This is a genomic window from Candidatus Bathyarchaeota archaeon (genome assembly GCA_025059045.1).
Taxonomy (GTDB): domain Archaea; phylum Thermoproteota; class Bathyarchaeia; order Bathyarchaeales; family DTEX01; genus JANXEA01.
The window spans coordinates 58,030-75,858 of sequence record JANXEA010000008.1 but is presented as its reverse complement, the minus strand read 5'-3'; the positions used below and the strand labels follow the sequence as shown (position 1 = coordinate 75,858).

20 protein-coding genes are annotated in these 17,829 nt (G+C 43.9%); 10 read left to right on the top strand and 10 right to left on the bottom strand.

The window, feature by feature from the left end; translation table 11 throughout:
* Positions 1–6: 6 nt before the first annotated feature.
* From NZ952_02490 to NZ952_02465, 6 genes are all read right to left on the bottom strand, one after another.
* Complete coding sequence (locus NZ952_02490) at positions 7–714, bottom strand: CTP-dependent riboflavin kinase (protein MCS7120058.1); 708 nt, start codon at positions 712–714, stop codon at positions 7–9.
* A 51-nt stretch (positions 715–765) separates the two neighbouring features.
* Positions 766–1,095 carry an Rpp14/Pop5 family protein gene (locus NZ952_02485; protein ID MCS7120057.1) on the bottom strand — a complete coding sequence of 110 codons (330 nt, stop codon included), beginning with the start codon at positions 1,093–1,095 and terminating at the stop codon, positions 766–768.
* Entirely contained in the window at positions 1,080–1,820 is a 741-nt protein-coding gene (locus NZ952_02480; GenBank protein ID MCS7120056.1) for a hypothetical protein, read from the bottom strand. Before NZ952_02480 ends, NZ952_02485 begins: the two co-directional genes overlap by 16 nt.
* The gene (locus tag NZ952_02475; GenBank protein MCS7120055.1) at positions 1,817–2,266 is read right to left on the bottom strand and encodes an exosome protein; all 450 of its coding nucleotides are present in this window, start codon (positions 2,264–2,266) and stop codon (positions 1,817–1,819) included. Before NZ952_02475 ends, NZ952_02480 begins: the two co-directional genes overlap by 4 nt.
* A 149-nt stretch (positions 2,267–2,415) precedes the next feature.
* Positions 2,416–3,834, bottom strand: a complete 1,419-nt coding sequence (gene cysS / locus NZ952_02470; GenBank protein ID MCS7120054.1) for a cysteine--tRNA ligase — start codon at positions 3,832–3,834, stop codon at positions 2,416–2,418.
* A 62-nt stretch (positions 3,835–3,896) separates the two neighbouring features.
* Positions 3,897–4,547 carry a VTT domain-containing protein gene (locus NZ952_02465; GenBank protein ID MCS7120053.1) on the bottom strand — a complete coding sequence of 217 codons (651 nt, stop codon included), beginning with the start codon at positions 4,545–4,547 and terminating at the stop codon, positions 3,897–3,899.
* A 167-nt stretch (positions 4,548–4,714) separates the two neighbouring features.
* On the opposite strand from NZ952_02465, the gene NZ952_02460 reads away from it, so the two are divergent.
* Entirely contained in the window at positions 4,715–5,365 is a 651-nt protein-coding gene (locus tag NZ952_02460) for an N-glycosylase/DNA lyase (protein MCS7120052.1), read from the top strand.
* A 30-nt stretch (positions 5,366–5,395) separates the two neighbouring features.
* Positions 5,396–5,824 carry a secondary thiamine-phosphate synthase enzyme YjbQ gene (locus NZ952_02455; protein MCS7120051.1) on the top strand — a complete coding sequence of 143 codons (429 nt, stop codon included), beginning with the start codon at positions 5,396–5,398 and terminating at the stop codon, positions 5,822–5,824.
* A gap of 5 nt (positions 5,825–5,829) precedes the next feature.
* Here NZ952_02455 and NZ952_02450 read toward each other — a convergent pair whose 3' ends face one another.
* Positions 5,830–6,528 (bottom strand): thymidylate synthase, encoded by a 699-nt coding sequence (locus tag NZ952_02450; protein ID MCS7120050.1) that lies wholly within the window; start codon positions 6,526–6,528, stop codon positions 5,830–5,832.
* A 198-nt stretch (positions 6,529–6,726) separates the two neighbouring features.
* On the opposite strand from NZ952_02450, the gene NZ952_02445 reads away from it, so the two are divergent.
* The 6 genes from NZ952_02445 to NZ952_02420 all read left to right on the top strand — a co-directional run bounded on the left by NZ952_02445 (position 6,727) and on the right by NZ952_02420 (position 12,947).
* Complete coding sequence (locus tag NZ952_02445; protein MCS7120049.1) at positions 6,727–7,323, top strand: Hsp20/alpha crystallin family protein; 597 nt, start codon at positions 6,727–6,729, stop codon at positions 7,321–7,323.
* Between the two features lie 166 nt (positions 7,324–7,489).
* Entirely contained in the window at positions 7,490–8,857 is a 1,368-nt protein-coding gene (locus NZ952_02440; GenBank protein ID MCS7120048.1) for an Nre family DNA repair protein, read from the top strand.
* 92 nt (positions 8,858–8,949) lie between these two features.
* A complete protein-coding gene (locus NZ952_02435; GenBank protein ID MCS7120047.1) occupies positions 8,950–10,341 on the top strand; it encodes a TldD/PmbA family protein in 1,392 nt (463 codons plus the stop codon).
* Positions 10,338–11,690, top strand: coding sequence for a TldD/PmbA family protein (locus tag NZ952_02430; protein MCS7120046.1), 1,353 nt, complete (start codon positions 10,338–10,340; stop codon positions 11,688–11,690). Before NZ952_02435 ends, NZ952_02430 begins: the two co-directional genes overlap by 4 nt.
* Before the next feature lie 150 nt (positions 11,691–11,840).
* Positions 11,841–12,038: a hypothetical protein gene (locus NZ952_02425; protein ID MCS7120045.1), complete on the top strand. Its 198-nt coding sequence runs from the start codon at positions 11,841–11,843 to the stop codon at positions 12,036–12,038.
* 240 nt (positions 12,039–12,278) lie between these two features.
* The gene (locus tag NZ952_02420) at positions 12,279–12,947 is read left to right on the top strand and encodes an ABC transporter ATP-binding protein (protein MCS7120044.1); all 669 of its coding nucleotides are present in this window, start codon (positions 12,279–12,281) and stop codon (positions 12,945–12,947) included.
* A gap of 78 nt (positions 12,948–13,025) precedes the next feature.
* On the opposite strand, the gene NZ952_02415 is transcribed toward NZ952_02420, so the two are convergent.
* A complete protein-coding gene (locus tag NZ952_02415; GenBank protein MCS7120043.1) occupies positions 13,026–13,658 on the bottom strand; it encodes an FtsX-like permease family protein in 633 nt (210 codons plus the stop codon).
* A gap of 200 nt (positions 13,659–13,858) precedes the next feature.
* Here NZ952_02415 and NZ952_02410 point away from each other — a divergent pair, with 200 nt between their 5' ends.
* Positions 13,859–15,745 (top strand): aldehyde ferredoxin oxidoreductase family protein, encoded by a 1,887-nt coding sequence (locus NZ952_02410; GenBank protein MCS7120042.1) that lies wholly within the window; start codon positions 13,859–13,861, stop codon positions 15,743–15,745.
* A gap of 137 nt (positions 15,746–15,882) precedes the next feature.
* Here NZ952_02410 and NZ952_02405 read toward each other — a convergent pair whose 3' ends face one another.
* Positions 15,883–16,209: a hypothetical protein gene (locus NZ952_02405; GenBank protein MCS7120041.1), complete on the bottom strand. Its 327-nt coding sequence runs from the start codon at positions 16,207–16,209 to the stop codon at positions 15,883–15,885.
* 5 nt (positions 16,210–16,214) lie between these two features.
* Positions 16,215–16,949, bottom strand: a complete 735-nt coding sequence (locus NZ952_02400) for an ABC transporter ATP-binding protein (protein MCS7120040.1) — start codon at positions 16,947–16,949, stop codon at positions 16,215–16,217.
* 284 nt (positions 16,950–17,233) lie between these two features.
* Between NZ952_02400 and NZ952_02395 the strand changes: the two genes are divergently transcribed.
* A complete protein-coding gene (locus NZ952_02395; GenBank protein ID MCS7120039.1) occupies positions 17,234–17,722 on the top strand; it encodes a CdvA-like protein in 489 nt (162 codons plus the stop codon).
* Positions 17,723–17,829: the final 107 nt, after the last annotated feature.

The following is a 17,829-nucleotide window of genomic DNA, read 5'->3' as shown; positions in this document are numbered from 1 at the left end:
TTCTACTTAAATTTTTGATTTGATAAATACTTCTACTTTGAGTTTGCTGCCGTCCTTCAATCTGAGGCGACTGCGTAAACAGTATGGCGATATGATCTCAAGAACAGAGTCATCGTAGTGGGTTCGCAGGGCGAAAAGAACTGCACCATCTTCTTTGTTACCTATCTTGGCTTGGAAACATTTAACCGGACCGAAGGTTCTGTTTTCATTCTGGAAGCCTTCAATTTCGATCCCCGCGCATGTTTCTAGTTCACGTCTCAATCTCCTATTATAATCGTCTACAAGCTTTAAGTTTAAGGTTCCTGGATAGGGATCGAAGCCTAGCTTCTGGATGAACTGGTCTCTATAAGGCTTACGGGTAACATAATATGCGCCCTCGCCGAGACCGGAGAAGACCAGCCCCTCCAATGTAACAGAGAGTGGAACATGCTCTTCGAATATAATGTTTAAGCCGCTTTGGATTTTTCTTAGCAGTCTGACACCCTGGTCGGAAATTTTTACGTAGGTTCCATCACGTGCAACAGACCTGAGTACCAGACCCTTCCTTTCAAGATCAATTAGCCTTCTCGAGAGTGTCTGCTGAGAAAGGTCCATCTTTTCAGCTAAGAACTTTGTCGAAATCTTTAGGGTTCTGTTTACAGCTCCCATCTCAGCCAATCTGTAAAGTAGAAAGAAGAGATTTTCAACTTCCCTATCGGTGATTGAGTCCCTCAAGACCTAACCTCAAACTTAAACTAGAAGACTTAGCATATAAGCAGTTTGATTCTAAACCTCATGTCCATAGATTTTTTTTCTAAGCGACTTTAACGTCCCGGAAACGAGCTGTATCTGTATCGCCGCGTCATGTTTTCCTATTCTTGTAATTGACGCAAGCGAAGCTTTCACGCAATCCAATGCTATGTGAGAGCAGCGCACTATACCCATTCTTCTTTTTCCATCATACTCGATGAGGGAAAGATGAGTGAGACTCGCCCCAAATTCGCCGAATAATTTTAGAGTGGTCTCCCATATTGCTTGATTAAGATCTTTTTCATCTAATTCCCCGTTACAGTCAATTTTGAAAGAGATGTAGCGTCTCCTTACTTCCCGCGGCAATCTTCTCCCCTCTTAATTATGTATACTCCAGGCGCCACATAGTTCGGACCAAGTTTCCTAGCGTTACGTTCTACTATTGTTTGAGGATTGCTCGACAATGCTTTTATTGCGTCATGCCAACTTAAACCGAAAAGGAAGGCCAAGGATGCATAATCTTCAGGTTTCCTCAAAAGGTTGACGTTCGAAGTTCCGCTTGCGAGCACTATTGGAACATTGAACTTTTTGGCGTAGAAGACTTCTCTTCTAAGTTTCATTAAGAGAATAGATCTTTGCAGACCGCTAGTGGACAGAATCTGAGACATGTCAATTTCAAGTGAGGCGCCAGCGCTGGAGGCCAATTCTGCTTCAGCACGGTCGAAGAAGCATTTGCCGGATCCGTTGAAAGGGAAGGATAAGAGGTCAACTCTTTTATCTTTCGCAGCCTGCCTTGCGACCGCTTCAGAGTAGCACTGAACCGCAACTATCACAAACCGTCGCCGAACCCTCCTTAGATATTCAAGCAATTCTCTAACCGTTCTTGGACGTAAGTCAACTCTTGTCACATACCTTATTTTTGCCGCGTCGCATATCGCACCGATCTGTTCGATCTCTCTCCGGTCAACCGCTGGTGTGAAAGTGATGCCCAAAGCCGAGTATCCAAGTTCGGATGATTTTCGAATGAGCCGCTCAGTGCTAGTTAGGTCACGGAGGAGTGGACATAGGTGAATGTCAAAGTAAGTTTTCATGGTAGAATCCCGATTTCTCTACATTTCTCTTTCAGTTCTTCTAACCTCGATGTGTTGAAACGTATCCTTATGCGTATTGGATCTGCTCTACAAAGCCTTGTTTCTCCGAGGAGAGCAGCCTGCTTATCGAATCTGAGATACAGATTGCCCCTTTCAACGTGATGCTCGAACTCATGCTGGAGAACTTCTCTGTCAGTCAATAGAAGATTTGATGAAAGATTCCTAACTAAAGCTTCGGCGGCTGCGTGGTCCCTTATCTGCGCTTTGAATAGGGTAATCGGGTTTCCATACTCTCCTTTCATTTTGCTTTTGATGAATGTGATGTTATCAATTTGCTCCTGCGGAAGTATATTTCTTACAGCTTGGAGAACTTTATCCTGGTCTTCTGTTGCATGAGCAAGAAAGCTCAGCTCAACAGATACTATTCTTCTTTTACTTCCCTGCAACACAGGCACTTCTCGATAGGATATGATGTTTATAATTGTCTCTCTCTAGAATTTAAACTTGACATGTTACACTCCTTCTTTATACTCACAGTGTATTCCGATGGCATGTTGTATGAATAGAATTGATTTTTAAACCGCACCCCATTTCGCTAATCAAGCGAAACCTTCGGGCCTTCAGGGGTATCTTCTATTTTCACTCCAATTTTTTCAAGCCGTTCTCTTATCATGTCAGCTGTTTTCCATTCTTTTCTTCTTCTCATCTCTTCTCTTACATCTAGTATTAAGGCTACAAGATCATTCAGATATTTAGGCGTTGGAGTTGCCGCTTCCTCCTCTGGGATTCCTATGCCTAAAACATCTAAGAGGCGAATGAAGGTTTTCAGCACTTCTTCTTTAATCTTCTGGCTTACCACTTTATTTCTGTCACAGTAACTGTTTATTGCTCTAACCACTTCTAGGATCGCCATGATGGCCAAATGAGTGTTGAAGTCATCATCCATAGCCTCTTCAAACTCTCTCTTTGCTTTTTGGATACTATCTAGTAACTCATCTTCACCATCGAGTGGCAAGACTGATTCTTCAAGCGTCTTGAATCTTATGAATGAATCCACTATCTTACCTAGCTCCGCCCTTGCTTCTTCAAGTTTCTCTTGATTAAAATCTAATGGAGCTCTGTAATGCGTTGAAATCAGAAAAAGTCTAAGCTCCATCGGCTTGCATATCTTTAATGCATCTCTCACTGTGATAAAATTTCCAAGAGATTTCGACATTTTCGCTCCATTCACTGTTACCCACTCATTGTGAAGCCAGTATCTCGCGAAAATCCTGCCTGTTGACGCTTCTGCCTGCGCTATCTCATTCTCGTGATGTGGAAATATTAGATCCTTTCCACCCATATGAATGTCTATTGTTTCGCCCAAATATTTCATTGCCATGGTTGAACATTCAATATGCCATCCTGGTCTTCCAGCCCCCCAAGGGCTTTCCCAACTGATTTCGGTGCCAGCCTTAGCTTTCCAGAGGGCAAAATCCGCTTGGTTCCTCTTTTTCGGATTAGCCTCAATTCTGGCACCCATCCTTAATGCCGCCGCCCTGTTTCCAGACAATTTACCATAGTCTCCAAACTTTGTTACGTCGAAGTATACGTCGCCGTCTGCTTGGTAGGCATATCCCCTCTCAATTAGTCTTCTAATCGCCTCTATAATCTCGGGAATATGCTGTGTTGCTCGTGGATTGACATCCGGCTTAATAATGCCGAGTTTTTTAGCATCCTCGAAGTAAGCATCAGTATATTTTTCAGCTAGCTCTTGGACGCTCAATCCCATCTCTTCCGCCCTTTTAATGATCTTATCGTCGATGTCTGTTACGTTGCGGACAAGTCTGACTTTGTATCCTTTGTATTCCAAGTAGCGGCGGACCACATCTGAGAAGATAAACGCTCTCGCGTTGCCTATGTGAATATAATCGTAGACGGTTGGTCCACAGACGTATATTCTGACTTCCTTTTCCCGTATAGGAACAAATTCTTCTTTCTTTCTCCCAAGAGTATTGAAGACCATTAGAACCATGAAGCGTGTCCTGCCTTAACAATCCTTTCATTCAGTAGTAATTAATGCTTCTAATAAAATACTCAATGAAGAATCATTCTTAACAGTTTAAGAACTTTCTCTCTTCCTTTGTTCCATGATGCGATCACGCATAATGCAAGTGAAGCGGCAACGACGAGCGTGGAGAGAAGAAGCTCACCGAAAATGTCGCTTAATTGCGCGAAGATAAAGCCTCCTGCTGCGGCTGCGAGGGAATAGAATAATGTCTTGCCTACAATTTGTATCATGAGAAATTTTCCTATGGGAAGCCTAGATGAGCCGGCTAAAAGCGCGATAGGCGTGTCGGGTAGAGGTGAAGAAGCAACGATAAGAAGCGCAAGATTTCCATATTTCTTCATCCACCTGGTGAATTGGCTCTCTTCACTGCCCTTCTGGAACGTGTTGCTGATGCCTAAACCCCAATAGTAAGTTGTGACCTCACCTACCGCTGCTCCAATACCTGCAGAGAATCCAAGAATGACAGGATTATAGAATGGGGTCAGGCTTATGAATGCGGGTGCAAAAAGGTCTCTACCTATAATAGTTAAGTGGCTAAGCATGGATACCAGAAATATTCCTGAAAGCCCGATTTCCTCAACAATATTCCCAACGAATAATGTGTGATAAAGAATAACAGCTGATATAACGGCAACGCCTACTAGTGCTATAATGCTTATAAGATATCTTTTTTCCATACTATTCAAATCCCATAATATTTGTTGGCGGAAGGATTTTCTCCCTATTTTGGAAGATGATGAATTTAAAGTTTTATAGAAAATGGATCCTTATAAGATGATAAGCCAACGCGAATTGTAGTAGACCATTGGAGATTTTCTTATTAATTTCAAAGCCACAATTAATTATGAAAATGTTTGTAAAAGGCTCAGCAGACAAAGTCGTTGAATACGTTGAGAGATTGAAGGAGAGCCAAGTTAAGGTATTAGTAGATCACCGCATTAACGAGTTTATTGAGACTGGAAAGAAATCAGACACAGAGATCTTCAAGGAGCTATGTTACTGCATTCTGACCGCAAATTTTAGCGCTGAAAAAAGTATGCGCATCCAGAACGCTATAGGTGACGGGTTTATAACTCTCCCAGAGTGTGAGCTTACCTACGCGCTTAGAAGTCTTGGGCATCGTTTCCCATCCAGTCGCTCCAGATATATTGTTGAGGCGAGGAAACTAAAAGATGGAATAAAGGAATTGATAGCATCTTTCAGTGACCCATATCAATTGCGTGACTGGATTGCAGAGAATGTTAGAGGATTGGGATTGAAGGAGGCAAGCCACTTCCTGAGAAACATTGGTTTCCTAGATTTTGCCATACTAGACTTCCATATAATCGATCTTCTAGTCGAATGTGGGGTGATATCTCGACCTAAAACCTTGACGAGAAAGAAGTATCTGGAGATCGAAGAGATGATGAAGCAGCTCGCAAGCAAAGTTCGTCTCACTCTCGGAGAACTCGACCTCTACCTATGGTGGATCAAAACTGGAAAAATCCTAAAATAGTTACTTTCCAAACCATTGAATGGTGATATTTTGAAGATTCATTTCGGTTCCTTCACTATCTCGACGCAGACGAAACTGGAAATAAGAGACATAACATCCAACATCCAGAATGTCATCAGGGAAAGTAACGTTCTCAACGGTTTGGTTAACATATGGGCCCCGCATGCAACAGCCGCGGTAACGGTGAATGAAAACGACAGAGAGCTCTGGACTGACATCATCCATATATTTGAAAGGCTTGCACCGATTAAGGAAAGATATGAGCATAATCTCAAGTATGGTTGGAGTAATAGCGAACAGAATGCACACGCCCATATTCTCAGCTCCATAATAAAACCCTCTGTAACAGTGCCTCTGAGGAATGGCAGAATGCAGCTTGGCACTTGGCAATCAATTTTATTTATTGAACTGGACGGTCCGAGAATCAGAACGATTAATGTAGAAATAATAGGAGAATAAGTATTTCAATAAGGTTGGTTAGACCGTTTCGCAGCTACCTTTATGAATCGCTCGACATCTCTATAGGTTTTTTCGTATATATGCGCGCTGTTAGAGAAGTCTAGATATGGACCGACATCCACCCTCAATTTCTCCGCCAGCATTCTTTGAAGCTCTGTCATCGCAAGCATATTCATGTGCATAGCTCTAAATATATCTCGACTCCTCCAAGTTGTATGCATAACTAACCTTCCGCCTCTTATCGTGCACCAAATCCTTTGCAGGCAGGGTGGAGAATCAACCCAGAGATCCCTTTCAGGGTCCCAGACGATTGCCTGAGCCCTTCTAGAAAAACTGACTTGAGAAAGTTTCTTCAAAATGAAATCTATTTGATTGACTTTTGCAGGCGGGTAACAGAACAATCTCTCATGATATGTGTAATGAATCTTTCCCTCCTCGACAGCCCAGTCTAGGTTACCGTAGAGAACTTCGTTAATATACTTTTGCAATGAGTCCTTAGTGGCAACGTTGATGTCTCCCCTGTGGACCCTCGGCTCGTCAAAAGGTTTCTCCACAATGATCATGAGGCCGAGAATCTCCTTGCTTATCTCTCCATACTCCGTTGGGGCTTCATGTCCCTGAGTCCAACATCTAACAACGGCTCGTTCCCAAGCCTCCGAAACTGTTCTTGCCCTGATCGAGACACCAAATGAATCTATACTCAAAATCTCATACCTCAGCTAAATTAAATAGACTAAACCATAATTTAACATTCACCGATACATTGGTATCCCTTACATTTGGTTAAATTGAACTTATTGAATCCTCTTACCTAGACCCTTCAATAAATTTTTCAGGACGCATTTGCAGTCTCGCAATAAGTTTTTATATCCTCCCGTCTAATTTGCTCTTGGTGAGAAGATTTGTCTGAAGATGAATGGGACAGATGGTGGAGGAGAAGATTCCCATTCTTTAGAAGATCTTTCTTCGAAGATTTCGAAGAAATCTTCCGAGAAATGGAGGAGATGATGGAGCGAGAATTCAAGGAGTTTTCAAAGAGAGTCCCAAAAGATCTTATCCGCGAGCGCGAACTTCCAGATGGGACGAAGGTGCACGAGTGGGGACCATTCGTTTATGGATACAGCATCACCATAGGACCTGACGGTAAGCCCCAGATTAGAGAATTTGGCAATGTTAAGCCTGGCACAAGATTTGGGAAACCGGAGATAAGCATCAGAGAGGAAAGGGAGCCGCTTGTCGACATTATCTCCGCTGACGGAGAGATAAAAGTAATAGCCGAATTACCGGGTGTAGATAAGAAGGACATCAAACTGCATGGAACTGAAAGTACGTTGACAATATCGGTGGATACGCCTGAGCGGAAATATTATAAGGAGGTTGAGTTGCCCGCTAAGGTCGATCCTGATAAGGCAAGGTCGACATATAAGAACGGTGTACTGGAAGTCACGCTACAAAAGAAGGAGGAGAAGCCAAAGGGTTCGCCGATAAAGATTGAGTGACAAACATAGTTCTACTTTTTTTATTCAAGAAGATAAAACTGTTCTCCTTCAATATTCAACGTAGGGTCCGCTTGGATTTGATAATCAACTAAGCTGCAATGGAAAATTCCTCATTCTCAATTAATGTTTTTTCGCTGAACTTATGGCCTGACAGGCGAAAGAGTGAATGAAATCTAAAGCGGGGAAAAAGTTCATTAAAAAAGTTAAGATGAAAGTTCCTTGGGTAGGTCACATAATCGAGGATGAAAAGACAGCTGGGGATCTTAATGTCTCTGATGGCCTGGTCAGACTGGAGACATATGAAGGAAGCCTTTGTCTAGTATGCAGAGGGAGCAGGCTACTTTGCGGAAGAGTACGTTGCCCCGCTCTTTTACGTCTCTACTCCTTTTTAAAAGTGAAGAGCCTCACAGCCTCGGAAAAGATCAGAGGTTCTTCACCGCCTGGAATATTTGTCGGCCGAATAGGTTACCCATTCGTTTATGCTGGTCCGCTCATTCCACCCATCCTTGGAGACACGTCTCAATTTGACACGCCTGAAGTATGGGTTGGAAAATCAGTTGAAGAGATAATCGGTTTTAGGACCAATCTAATTCGTGGAAAGTTCAGAGTTAATGTGAATAGGCCGAAGCATAATGACCGCCTGATAGAAAAAACCTTGGAATTAGCCCTTTCCAGCACATCAGTAGATGCGGAAGTCGTATTCAAGAAGAAGCCTGCGAATAATTTCCTGATAGATGAGACTGTTCAGCCTATGGGTCCTTCAGCGTTACTTAAAAACATCGATGTTGGAAATGTAAAAACTGACTTGAGGATCGAGAAAGCCTACAGTGACAGAGACCTCAGGGCGGAAGAAGCGGTCTTGAAACTTTATCTAGACAGCGTCCCAGTTTCGGGAATTCAGAGAGCCTTCAGTTTCGGAGCCTTTGGTTTAAAGAAACAGAGGAGGCTGGTCCCTACAAGATGGAGCATCACAGCCGTTGACTCCATAATTTCAAGGAAGCTTATTGAAGAAAAGGTGAAAAAAAGGCCTGCAATAAATGATTACCGCGTTTACGAATTTGAATATCTAGGGAACATCTTCATAATATTGCTTATACCATCAACTTGGAGATACGAGTGGATAGAGGCATGGCACCCAGGAACAGCTTGGAACCCTGGGCAAAGGGATGTAGCGATGGGTGGTGACTGGGAAGGGTATAAAGGGCGCACAAAATATGCTTCCATTGGCGGCTGTTATTATGCGGTTAGACTGGCCGTAGCAGAATTCCTGGCAAGAGAGGGCAGGCAGGCCGGAGTCGTAGCGATGAGAGAAATTCACCCTAGCTATGTCACACCGCTGGGCGTATGGATAAATCGTGAGTCAGTCAGAGAGGCTCTAAGAAGGGGGTGCAGGAAATTCAGCTCCCTAAGCGAATCTCTCGATTATATAGGACGTAGGTTCTCTATTGGGCTGGATGAGTGGGTAAGAGCAAGCGTTCTTCTGAAGGACGAAATTTATCAAGAACGTATAACGGATTATTTGCCGCGGCGCTAATTTGCCTGAAAAGAATCTAAAGAATTAGCGCATAGGTCCTCCTCTAAACATATTTAGGAAACTCTGTGTATACGTTTGCAAAGTGATGCAAAATGAAGGGTCTCCTTGAAAAGGTTGTGCAGAAGGGTCTGGAGGCTGATGCAAGCTTCTGTGAGGCCCGCTTTTTTGAAGAGAGAAGTAGCAGCATTACATTAGAGAATGGTGTTGCTAAGAGCTTAAGCTCTGGAATAGTTAGAGGTGTAGGGTTAAGGGTTATAGTAAATGGGAGGTGGGGGTTCTCCTCTACGAATATTGTGTCTAAAAGAAGCGTTGAAAGAGCGCTTAAGGACGCCATAAGCGGTGCAAGGGCCTTATCCCTTCAACCTGGTGAGGAAGCAAAGATTATGGATGTAAAGCCTAACATTGATACTGTTAAACATAAAGTTAAAGTCAACCCTGAGGATGTTAGCGCCGAAGAGAAGGTTAAGGCACTACTTGAATTGGAAAAAGTCTCAAGAACTTATAGTGACAGAGTGAAAGATACTCTCTTGGCGTACCGAGATGTCATCACAACTGTCATCGTATGTAACTCTTTTGGGACGCTCGTTGAGGAGACGACTCCCAGAACCCATGCATACTGCCAAGTGATCTCAAAAAGTGGGGACAATATGCAAGTGGGATTTGAGGTAGTGGGCAACGTTGGGGGATACGAGATAATCGAAGATATCGAACCTGAGAATTTCACGGGAAAGGCTGCCAAGACAGCTGTGGATCTTCTCGATGCGCATGCCCCGCCTAGAGGCACATTTACGGTCGTAGTCGATCCAGATGTTGGCGGACTTTTTGTTCACGAAGCCTTTGGACACAACAGTGAAGGGGATCTGGTCTTTGGAGGTCAGTCTATAATCTCAGAGAAAATTGGAAAGAAAGTTGCAAGCGGTCTCGTCTCAATAATTGATGATCCCACCAGACCAAATTATGGAAGGTTCAATTATGATCATGAGGGTGTAAAGGCCGAGCCCCATGTGATTGTTAAAGATGGCATACTGACGAATTTCCTTCATTCATTAGAATCAGCTGCCAAGCTCGGTGGAAGGCCTCAGGGAAGCGCTAGAGCCCAATCTCATCATTATCCGCCAATAGTAAGAATGTCAAACACTTTTTTCGGTCCAGGAGAGATGACGCTTGATGAAATCTTAGAGGATATAGAACTGGGCGTGTACCTTTCAGGCTCCCAATACGGTTATGTTGAAACGCAGAAGGGTCAATTCACCTGCAAGGTAAAGGAGGCCTGGATGATTGAGAAAGGTGAATTAAGAGAGCATCTGCGAGATGTGGCAATCAGCGGGCTCGTTCTCGAGGCATTAGAGAATGTGACCGCAGTGGGTAAAGACTTAGAGATAAAGATGCCTGGAACATGTGGAAAATTCGGGCAGGGGATGTATGTGGACGCAGGGTCGCCGCATCTGAGGGTCGATGAGATAGTTGTGGGAGGGAGGAGATGAGAGCCGTGAATGAGTTGGATCTGATTACTCCTTGTGAGAGGGCAGCAAGTCTTCTTTCAAAGTCCGATGTAGACTTTTTTGATGTCTTTGCATCGTACACTCGCTCGCTTAACATTGAGATTCTGGGAAAAGGGGTCAGCGAGGCAAGAGCTAGGACGGATGTGGGATTAGGGGTTAGGGTCTTTAAGAATAAGGGGATGGGAATAGCCTTTTCACAGAGTCTAAAGGCTAGAGATGTAGAGAGAATAGTGAGAAAAGCGATCAGCTTCGCAAGGATGGCGCAGCCAGATCCATATTTCAGGTCTATTCCTGGGCCGTCTAAGGCGCCGAGCATTCCCGGATTATGTGATGAAGACATAATAAACCTCAGCCTAGGTGACGCTGCTAATTTAGCCGAAAGAATGATAAAAGCTGCCGCTGAAGTACAGGGGGGTGCTATGTATAGTGGCGGTTTAAGCGGTACCCATTCAAAAGGTTATCTGTTGACCTCAACGGGTGTGTCAGTAGTGACGGAAAAAACCTCAGTTATGGCTGAGCTGATGTTGAACTATAGAAGAGATGATGATGTAGGGAGCTCATATGAGTATGATTACGCCATTTCATTGACCGAAATCGATTTTGAAATGATCGGTCGGAATGCTGCCCAGAAGGCGTTGGAGCAGTTTGGATCCAAAAAACTGGAGAGCGGCGTCATGTCCGTCATACTAACACCTGAATCTACAAGTTCTCTTGTCTTTAGCTTGATGGCTGCAATATCTGGTGAATCGGCCGTTAAGGCCAGAACATTTGCATCCAGCTATCTTGGAAAGCAGATCGCCCCAGAGATGCTTGAAATCAATGATGATGGAACAATTGCTGGCGCGGTTGCGAGCAGTTCTTATGACGGTGAGGGGGTTCCGAGAAGACCGCTCAAAGTTATTAGTAGAGGGAGACTGATTTCATTCCTGCACAACTCATACTCCGCCGGGATAGCTGGCGTAGAGTCAACAGGTCATGCAGTAAGGAGAGGATATGGCGGAAATATTGGCGCAGGACCGACTAACATAAGAGTTGAGCCAGGAGACAGCTCTTTAGATGAGATGATAAGCGAAACGAAAATAGGGGTTTTGGCAACAAACGTTGGCTTCTCACCTAATATGGTTTCAGGTGAATTCTCAAACACAGTAGATGAGGGCTTCTTTATAAAAAACGGTGAGAAAATCCATCCCATAAAGAACCTGATGATGGGAGGACATTTACTCGACCTTTTCAGAAATATCGAATTGATCTCAAAAGAGGGGAGAACCATAGGAAAGGGCTTCTTTTTCCCATCCATAAAGATCGGCAACGTTAAATTTGCTGGTAGATGAGCGTTCATCCTGCTAGAGTGGAAACTATTGTCTGACTAAATAGCATTGATAGTTCCTCGATTTGAATTTTAACTTGTGTAATCACATCAGATCTTGACCCAAACGTTAAAATGTGACAGCCGACAATAAAGTATCTGGGGGAGAACATTTTTGAGTGTTGAACGTGTCTGCGAGTATATTAAAAGGGAAAGTGGGAGGATACAGGTCCACAATGTGATGCTCCACTGCGGTCTCTCTAGGGATGAAACTATAATGATACTGGAAGATCTTAAGGCAAAAGGAATCCTCGCTGGAAACGCTAAGGATGGCTATTGGTTAACTCGTGAAGGATGGTTGAAAATTAAGTAATTTGAAGACTGGGCTGAACGTAGAAATCTCTTAGAAAGAGTAGTGCAAAACTTAGTTAGCGGTTGTGGCATAGCCCTAATAGAGACCTGCTTATCCGGAATACGTACCCTGAATACATTTATCACCAAAAGTTTTAAAGAGTAGTTTATCTAATAATGAAAAAACTGTAGACAGTTGGAGGAATGGTATATCAGCTTCGAATATGTTGTGGAGACTGAGGATCTGGCGAAATATTATCAGATGGGACCTGTGACAGTTAAAGCGCTTGACGGTGTGAACCTGAGAGTAAAACGCGGCGAGTATATCTCGATTATGGGTCCCTCAGGATCCGGAAAGACCACGCTCTTCAACATGGTCGGCGGAATCGATCGACCTACACGTGGAAGAGTATTTATCGACGGCGTCGACATTGCGAAGCTGGATGCATATGAACTCGCATGGCTGAGATGTAGGAAGATCGGCTACATCTTCCAAACCTTCAACCTTATACCAGTACTAACAGCCATGGAAAATGTTACCTTACCTATGATCTTCGCAGGTGTTGACAGGGAGGAGCGAAATAGGAGGGGCAGAGAGATTCTTGAGGCCGTGGGGCTTGGTGACAGACTGAATCATAAGCCTGCAGAGCTGAGTGGCGGTCAGCAGCAGCGTGTAGCCATAGCAAGAGCGCTTGCAAACAATCCAGTAATCATACTTGCCGATGAGCCTACGGGAAACCTGGACTTACATACAGGTTTGGAGATCATCACGCTTCTTAGAGAGATGAACAAGGAGAAAGGCGTAACGATTATCGCGGCTACTCATGACTTAAAGATGATCGATGTCAGCGATAGAATAGTATATCTGCGTGACGGACTTATAGATAGATATGAGACGAGAGCAGAGGTCTATGTAAGAGCAGCGGAATAAAAAGTTCTAACTTTTAACCATAATTTTACGGCAAAAATAGATGAAAGATTTTTTGCTCATACCTGCTTTATTTTGCCCTTATATTTCGTATCTTAATGCTTCAGCAGGTTTTAGCCTAGCCGCGTAGAAGGCAGGATACGCTGCTGACAGAACGCTCAAGAGGGCGGCGACCCCTATGCCTAAACCTATATTAATGAAATAGTCCGGTGCAATTATCGGAAATTTCCCGAATCCGAATTGAGCCCCGTATATGCCAATAGCAGCAACCCACCCAGCCACTGACCCGATTACCCCTCCAAGTAGACCGAGGAGAAGAGCTTCTATCAAGAAGATCTCAAGAACATTAGTATCAGTCGCGCCCAAGCACTTTATAGTTCCAATCTCCTTAATTCTCTCTGTCACAGACATTAGCATGGAGTTGACGATTCCAACGCCGCATACTAGAAGAGCTATTATAACCATCAATTGCTGGTATGCGGCTGGAGGCGGCTGCCCTAGATAAATGAGCACTATACGCATAGTCAAGACGGTGACCATGAATGCTATGCCCAGAAGGATCGATAATGCTGTGATCAAAGCTCGCGTAAATCTCTTCCTAATGCTTTCAAGGCAGTAACGAAAAGCCTCGCTTATTGGAAAGGTTACGGTTCCAACTTTTTCTATGGCAATGGAACTTTTCTCGGTTTTTGGAGCTTCAGTCTCTCTCTTCATTGGTGAGACCCCGCAGATACTTTTATTTTATCAGCCATCACCTTTTAAATGTTTTCCATAAATGGATAGATCGGAGATAGCGAGCTCTCAAATTTTAGGTATTCTAATAACGTAAAATTTTTTTTGGAGCGTATCCATCCATACTGGCTAAAGCAGAGGATAACCAATATTGATCAAGATGCGGATTGGAGAAATGGAGAATGCCGTTTGGCTATAATGGAAAGATATTGCGTGTAGATCTTTCATGCGGAAGGATCCGGGTCGAGGAACCTGACGATATATTCTATCGGAGATATGTTGGCGGGGAAGGGCTCGTTGCATATTACCTCTTGAAGGAGCTGGAGCCTGGTGTAGACCCTCTAAGCCCAAAAAACAAACTAATCTTTGCGGCTGGACCCATAACAGGTGTTCCTGTTCCTGGAAGCGGGAGAAATAGTGTAGGTGGCAAATCGCCCTTGACAGGAGGCTTCGGGGAATCCGAGGTTGGGGGCATGTGGAGTGCAGAACTCAAGCATGCTGGATTCGACGCGGTCATCATTGACGGAAAGTCGAAGGATCCTGTATATCTATGGGTGCATGACGAGGAGGCTGAGATCATGGATGCGAGGCACATTTGGGGAAAGGAAACAGGGGATACGGAAAGTTTAATCAGGAAGGAGCTAAGGGACCCCCTTGTACGAGTGGCATCTATTGGTCCTGCTGGAGAGAAGATGGTTCGATTCGCTTGTATAATGAATGATTTAAAGGATGCTGCGGGCAGAACCGGGTTAGGTGCTGTTATGGGATCGAAGGGGCTTAAGGCGATTGCTGTGAGAGGCAGGAAAAAATTACTTGATGTTTACGATCGCCAAAAGCTTAAGGACTTAGCGGGCTGGCTTATAAAAAATCTTAATGAAGTTGCTGGTTGGGCTCACAATTATGGTACAGGGGTCGGCATGGACAGCGGGGTTGCATCCGGGAATCTGCCGACAAGAAACTTTAGAGATGGAAACTTTCATAATCCTCAGGCCTTGGATGCTAGGACAATAAAGGAAACGATAAGCATAGGTATGGATGGGTGCTATGCTTGCCCAATTAGGTGCAAAAAGGTTGTTAAGTTTGACGAACCTTGGCAGGTAGATCCAAAATATGGCGGACCGGAATATGAGGCGCTCGCTGCGCTTGGATCGAACTGTGGTATAGATGATCTGAAAGCGGTGACTAAGGCTAATGAGATTTGTAATAGGTATTCAATGGATTCCATATCCACTGGGTGCGCAATAGCGTTTGCAATGGAATGCTACGAGAATGGGATTCTTACAGAAAAGGACACTGATGGACTGGATTTAAGATTTGGTAATGCTGAAGCGATGTTGAGAATGGTGAAGATGATAGGGGATAGGGAAGGGTTTGGCGATCTTTTGGCGGAGGGTGTGAAGAGAGCGGCGGAGATTATTGGAAAGGGCTCCGAAAAATTTGCTATTCATGTTAAGGGGCTGGAGGTTCCTATGCATGAGCCTAGATTGAAGAGGGCGCTTGCAGTGGGGTACGCCGTATCACCCACAGGGGCCGATCACATGCATAACTTGCATGATACTGTACTTGCAGACGGTAGGGCATTAAAGAATTTCTCGGCATTGGGGATTCTTGAACCGATCCCCCTTGAGGATCTAGGCCCAAAGAAAGTCAGCGCCCTCATAAATTTCGTGAATTGGCGGGTCCTTGATAATTGCCTTCTATTATGCGACTTTGTGCCCTGGGACTTCCATCAAAAGACTGAGATTGTGCGGGCAACTACTGGATGGAACACAACTGCTTGGGAGCTAATGAAGGTGGGGGAGCGGGTCACCACAATGGCGCGTATATTTAATCTCCGAGAAGGTTTCACATGCAAGGATGACTGGTTGCCTGAGAGGTTCTTCTCTCCCACAACTTCAGGTCCATTATCTAACACGGCTCTGGACAGGGAAAAATTAAGAAGAGCTATAAGCATCTACTATGAAATGATGGGATGGGACGAGAATGGTGTTCCAAAAGAGTATAAACTAGAAGAACTGGGGATAGAGTGGCTGGAAAATTACTGCTCACAGTTTAGGTCAAACATTTAACAGTTTTTCTTCTTAAACACTAAATGTCTATCAGATTCTCTAAATATTCAATGTTGTGTTGATCGCAAAAATTCGACTCACAGCATCCACTATACTCAAAGATGTGTTTACGAAATCGAAAGGCATAATCACTGTCTTTACTTCTGTTTTCCTAGCCTCTCCCAATCTACCCTTTTCGCTATCTGCTTGAGATGCGACTTCAGTACCTTTTCAGCGTTTTCGAACCCTAGCCTTCCAGCATTCCACGTAACAAATGGTGGATAGAATGAGGCCTCTTTGAATTTCGCCTTCCCTTCCTCTACCTCGAATTTTATGTATCCAAGTTCTCTGAGATAGCAGGAATCATTTGGGCATAGAATGTCTATCTCTTTCATTTCATGTTTTAGGTATAGAACCTTATATTCTTCAGGATCTCCGATAATCCTTCCACATGGACATTGTATGCTTTCAGAACTTGACGGCATCATCATCACCCTCTCTCAAATTCTTCGGCTGTTAGGACAAGTCCCCTTCTCTGTTCAATGTTTTCGATAGCTCCGTCCCTTAAGAATACAACCCTGTCGCTAATATCAATCATTTTCAAGTCATGGGTTGCACAGATAATTGTCGTTCCTCGTTCAGCTTTTAGGCGGTACAAGAGCTGAACTATGGCGAAACCAGTATTAAGATCGAGGTTTCCTGTCGGCTCATCAGCAAGAATGATTGCAGGGTCATTTGCAAGCGCTCTTGCTATGGCTACACGCTGCTGCTGACCGCCGCTCAGCTCTGTTGGTCTGTGGTCGACTCGGTCGCCTAAGCCGACTACATTCAATAGTTCAACAGCCTTCTTTTGTCTCTCTTCCTTGCTTACCCCCAAGAAGATCATCGGCAAAGCCACATTTTCCATGGCTGTTAGTACTGGTATAAGGTTGAAGGTTTGGAAGATGTAGCCGATCTTCCGGCATCTCAGCCATGCCATTGCCTTTGAAGGAACCTTAGAAAGGTCAACACCGTCGATAAAGATATCGCCTTTCGTAGGTCGGTCGATTCCGCCGACCATGTTGAAGAGCGTGGTCTTTCCGGATCCTGAGGGACCCATTACGGAGAGATATTCGCCGCGAGGAATTTCGAGAGTTATCCCTCTTAATGCGTGAACCTCTTCGCCTTTCAAGTAATATATCTTGTGTACGTCGACAACCTTAACGGCAGGGACGCCTTCTCCCATTAGGGGGAACACCTCTTAAACTCTTTTAGTAATTGAGGGAAGATACTTATATAATTGATGCTAAGACGAGCCTAAAATTCTGGGCTTAAAGGAATTTTTGTATTGTTCTCTCCTAACTTGGATGCTGGAAAATGAAAATTGCCTTAATATGAAATTGCCTTAATATGATAACATATACATGCGTGATGGCAAAAGTTATCTTCTTCGTCTTCAACCTCTTCACGAGGTGTTTAGGTTTGAGTATATGGAGATATTCATTTGAGCTTGTTACTAAAGAGATGGAAATGACAAAAAAGAAGAAGCAAGTTCTGGAAAACCTTTTCAATAATGGCAAGATATCGAAGGCAACATATGAACAGTTGAGTGCTGAGGTTAATGAGGCTATAAATGAGTTAGAAGGTCATTTGAAGACTGTTATTGACAAGATGAGCCTAAGAGCTCAAGAATTGGAGAGGCAGATAAGCACGTTAGAGCTTTTTCTAGCCAGCCTAGAGATACATCATGCAGCCGGTGACATCGATGATGAGATCTATGAAAAACAGAGTAAAGCTGTTCTCTTAGGTTTAGAGGCGGCAAAGCAAGAGATGCGAAGAATAAAAGGTTTTTCGGAGGAATCTATGCCAAAATCTTCAACACCAGTCGACAAGAGCAATGTAGAATTTTCTAAAAATATACCGGAGGTTTCACATGGTCCTTCTGAAACCATCGGTGAAGACATTGCTGAAGAGGAAGCACCTAGCATACGCAATATAGAAGAGACGGTGCAATCGTAAGAGGTCCTTAAAAACATGGTGTGCTGTGACCTCGAATAGACGCGCTAAAATGTGTAAACATAGTTTGGTACGACTTCTTCACTAGCCGAATCCGTGGCATATTTACG

Excerpts from the sequence above, each read along its gene's own strand:
- NZ952_02465 (MCS7120053.1), bottom strand. The coding sequence starts at position 4,547 with ATGGAAAAAAGATATCTTATAAGCATTATAGCACTAGTAGGCGTTGCC.
- NZ952_02480 (MCS7120056.1), bottom strand. The coding sequence starts at position 1,820 with ATGAAAACTTACTTTGACATTCACCTATGTCCACTCCTCCGTGACCTA.
- NZ952_02435 (MCS7120047.1), top strand. The coding sequence starts at position 8,950 with ATGAAGGGTCTCCTTGAAAAGGTTGTGCAGAAGGGTCTGGAGGCTGAT.
- NZ952_02395 (MCS7120039.1), top strand. The coding sequence starts at position 17,234 with ATGACAAAAAAGAAGAAGCAAGTTCTGGAAAACCTTTTCAATAATGGC.
- NZ952_02410 (MCS7120042.1), top strand. The coding sequence starts at position 13,859 with ATGCCGTTTGGCTATAATGGAAAGATATTGCGTGTAGATCTTTCATGC.
- NZ952_02460 (MCS7120052.1), top strand. The coding sequence starts at position 4,715 with ATGAAAATGTTTGTAAAAGGCTCAGCAGACAAAGTCGTTGAATACGTT.
- NZ952_02440 (MCS7120048.1), top strand. The coding sequence starts at position 7,490 with ATGAAATCTAAAGCGGGGAAAAAGTTCATTAAAAAAGTTAAGATGAAA.
- NZ952_02405 (MCS7120041.1), bottom strand. The coding sequence starts at position 16,209 with ATGCCGTCAAGTTCTGAAAGCATACAATGTCCATGTGGAAGGATTATC.
- cysS (MCS7120054.1), bottom strand. The coding sequence starts at position 3,834 with ATGGTTCTAATGGTCTTCAATACTCTTGGGAGAAAGAAAGAAGAATTT.
- NZ952_02430 (MCS7120046.1), top strand. The coding sequence starts at position 10,338 with ATGAGAGCCGTGAATGAGTTGGATCTGATTACTCCTTGTGAGAGGGCA.
- NZ952_02400 (MCS7120040.1), bottom strand. The coding sequence starts at position 16,949 with ATGGGAGAAGGCGTCCCTGCCGTTAAGGTTGTCGACGTACACAAGATA.
- NZ952_02420 (MCS7120044.1), top strand. The coding sequence starts at position 12,279 with ATGGGACCTGTGACAGTTAAAGCGCTTGACGGTGTGAACCTGAGAGTA.
- NZ952_02415 (MCS7120043.1), bottom strand. The coding sequence starts at position 13,658 with ATGAAGAGAGAGACTGAAGCTCCAAAAACCGAGAAAAGTTCCATTGCC.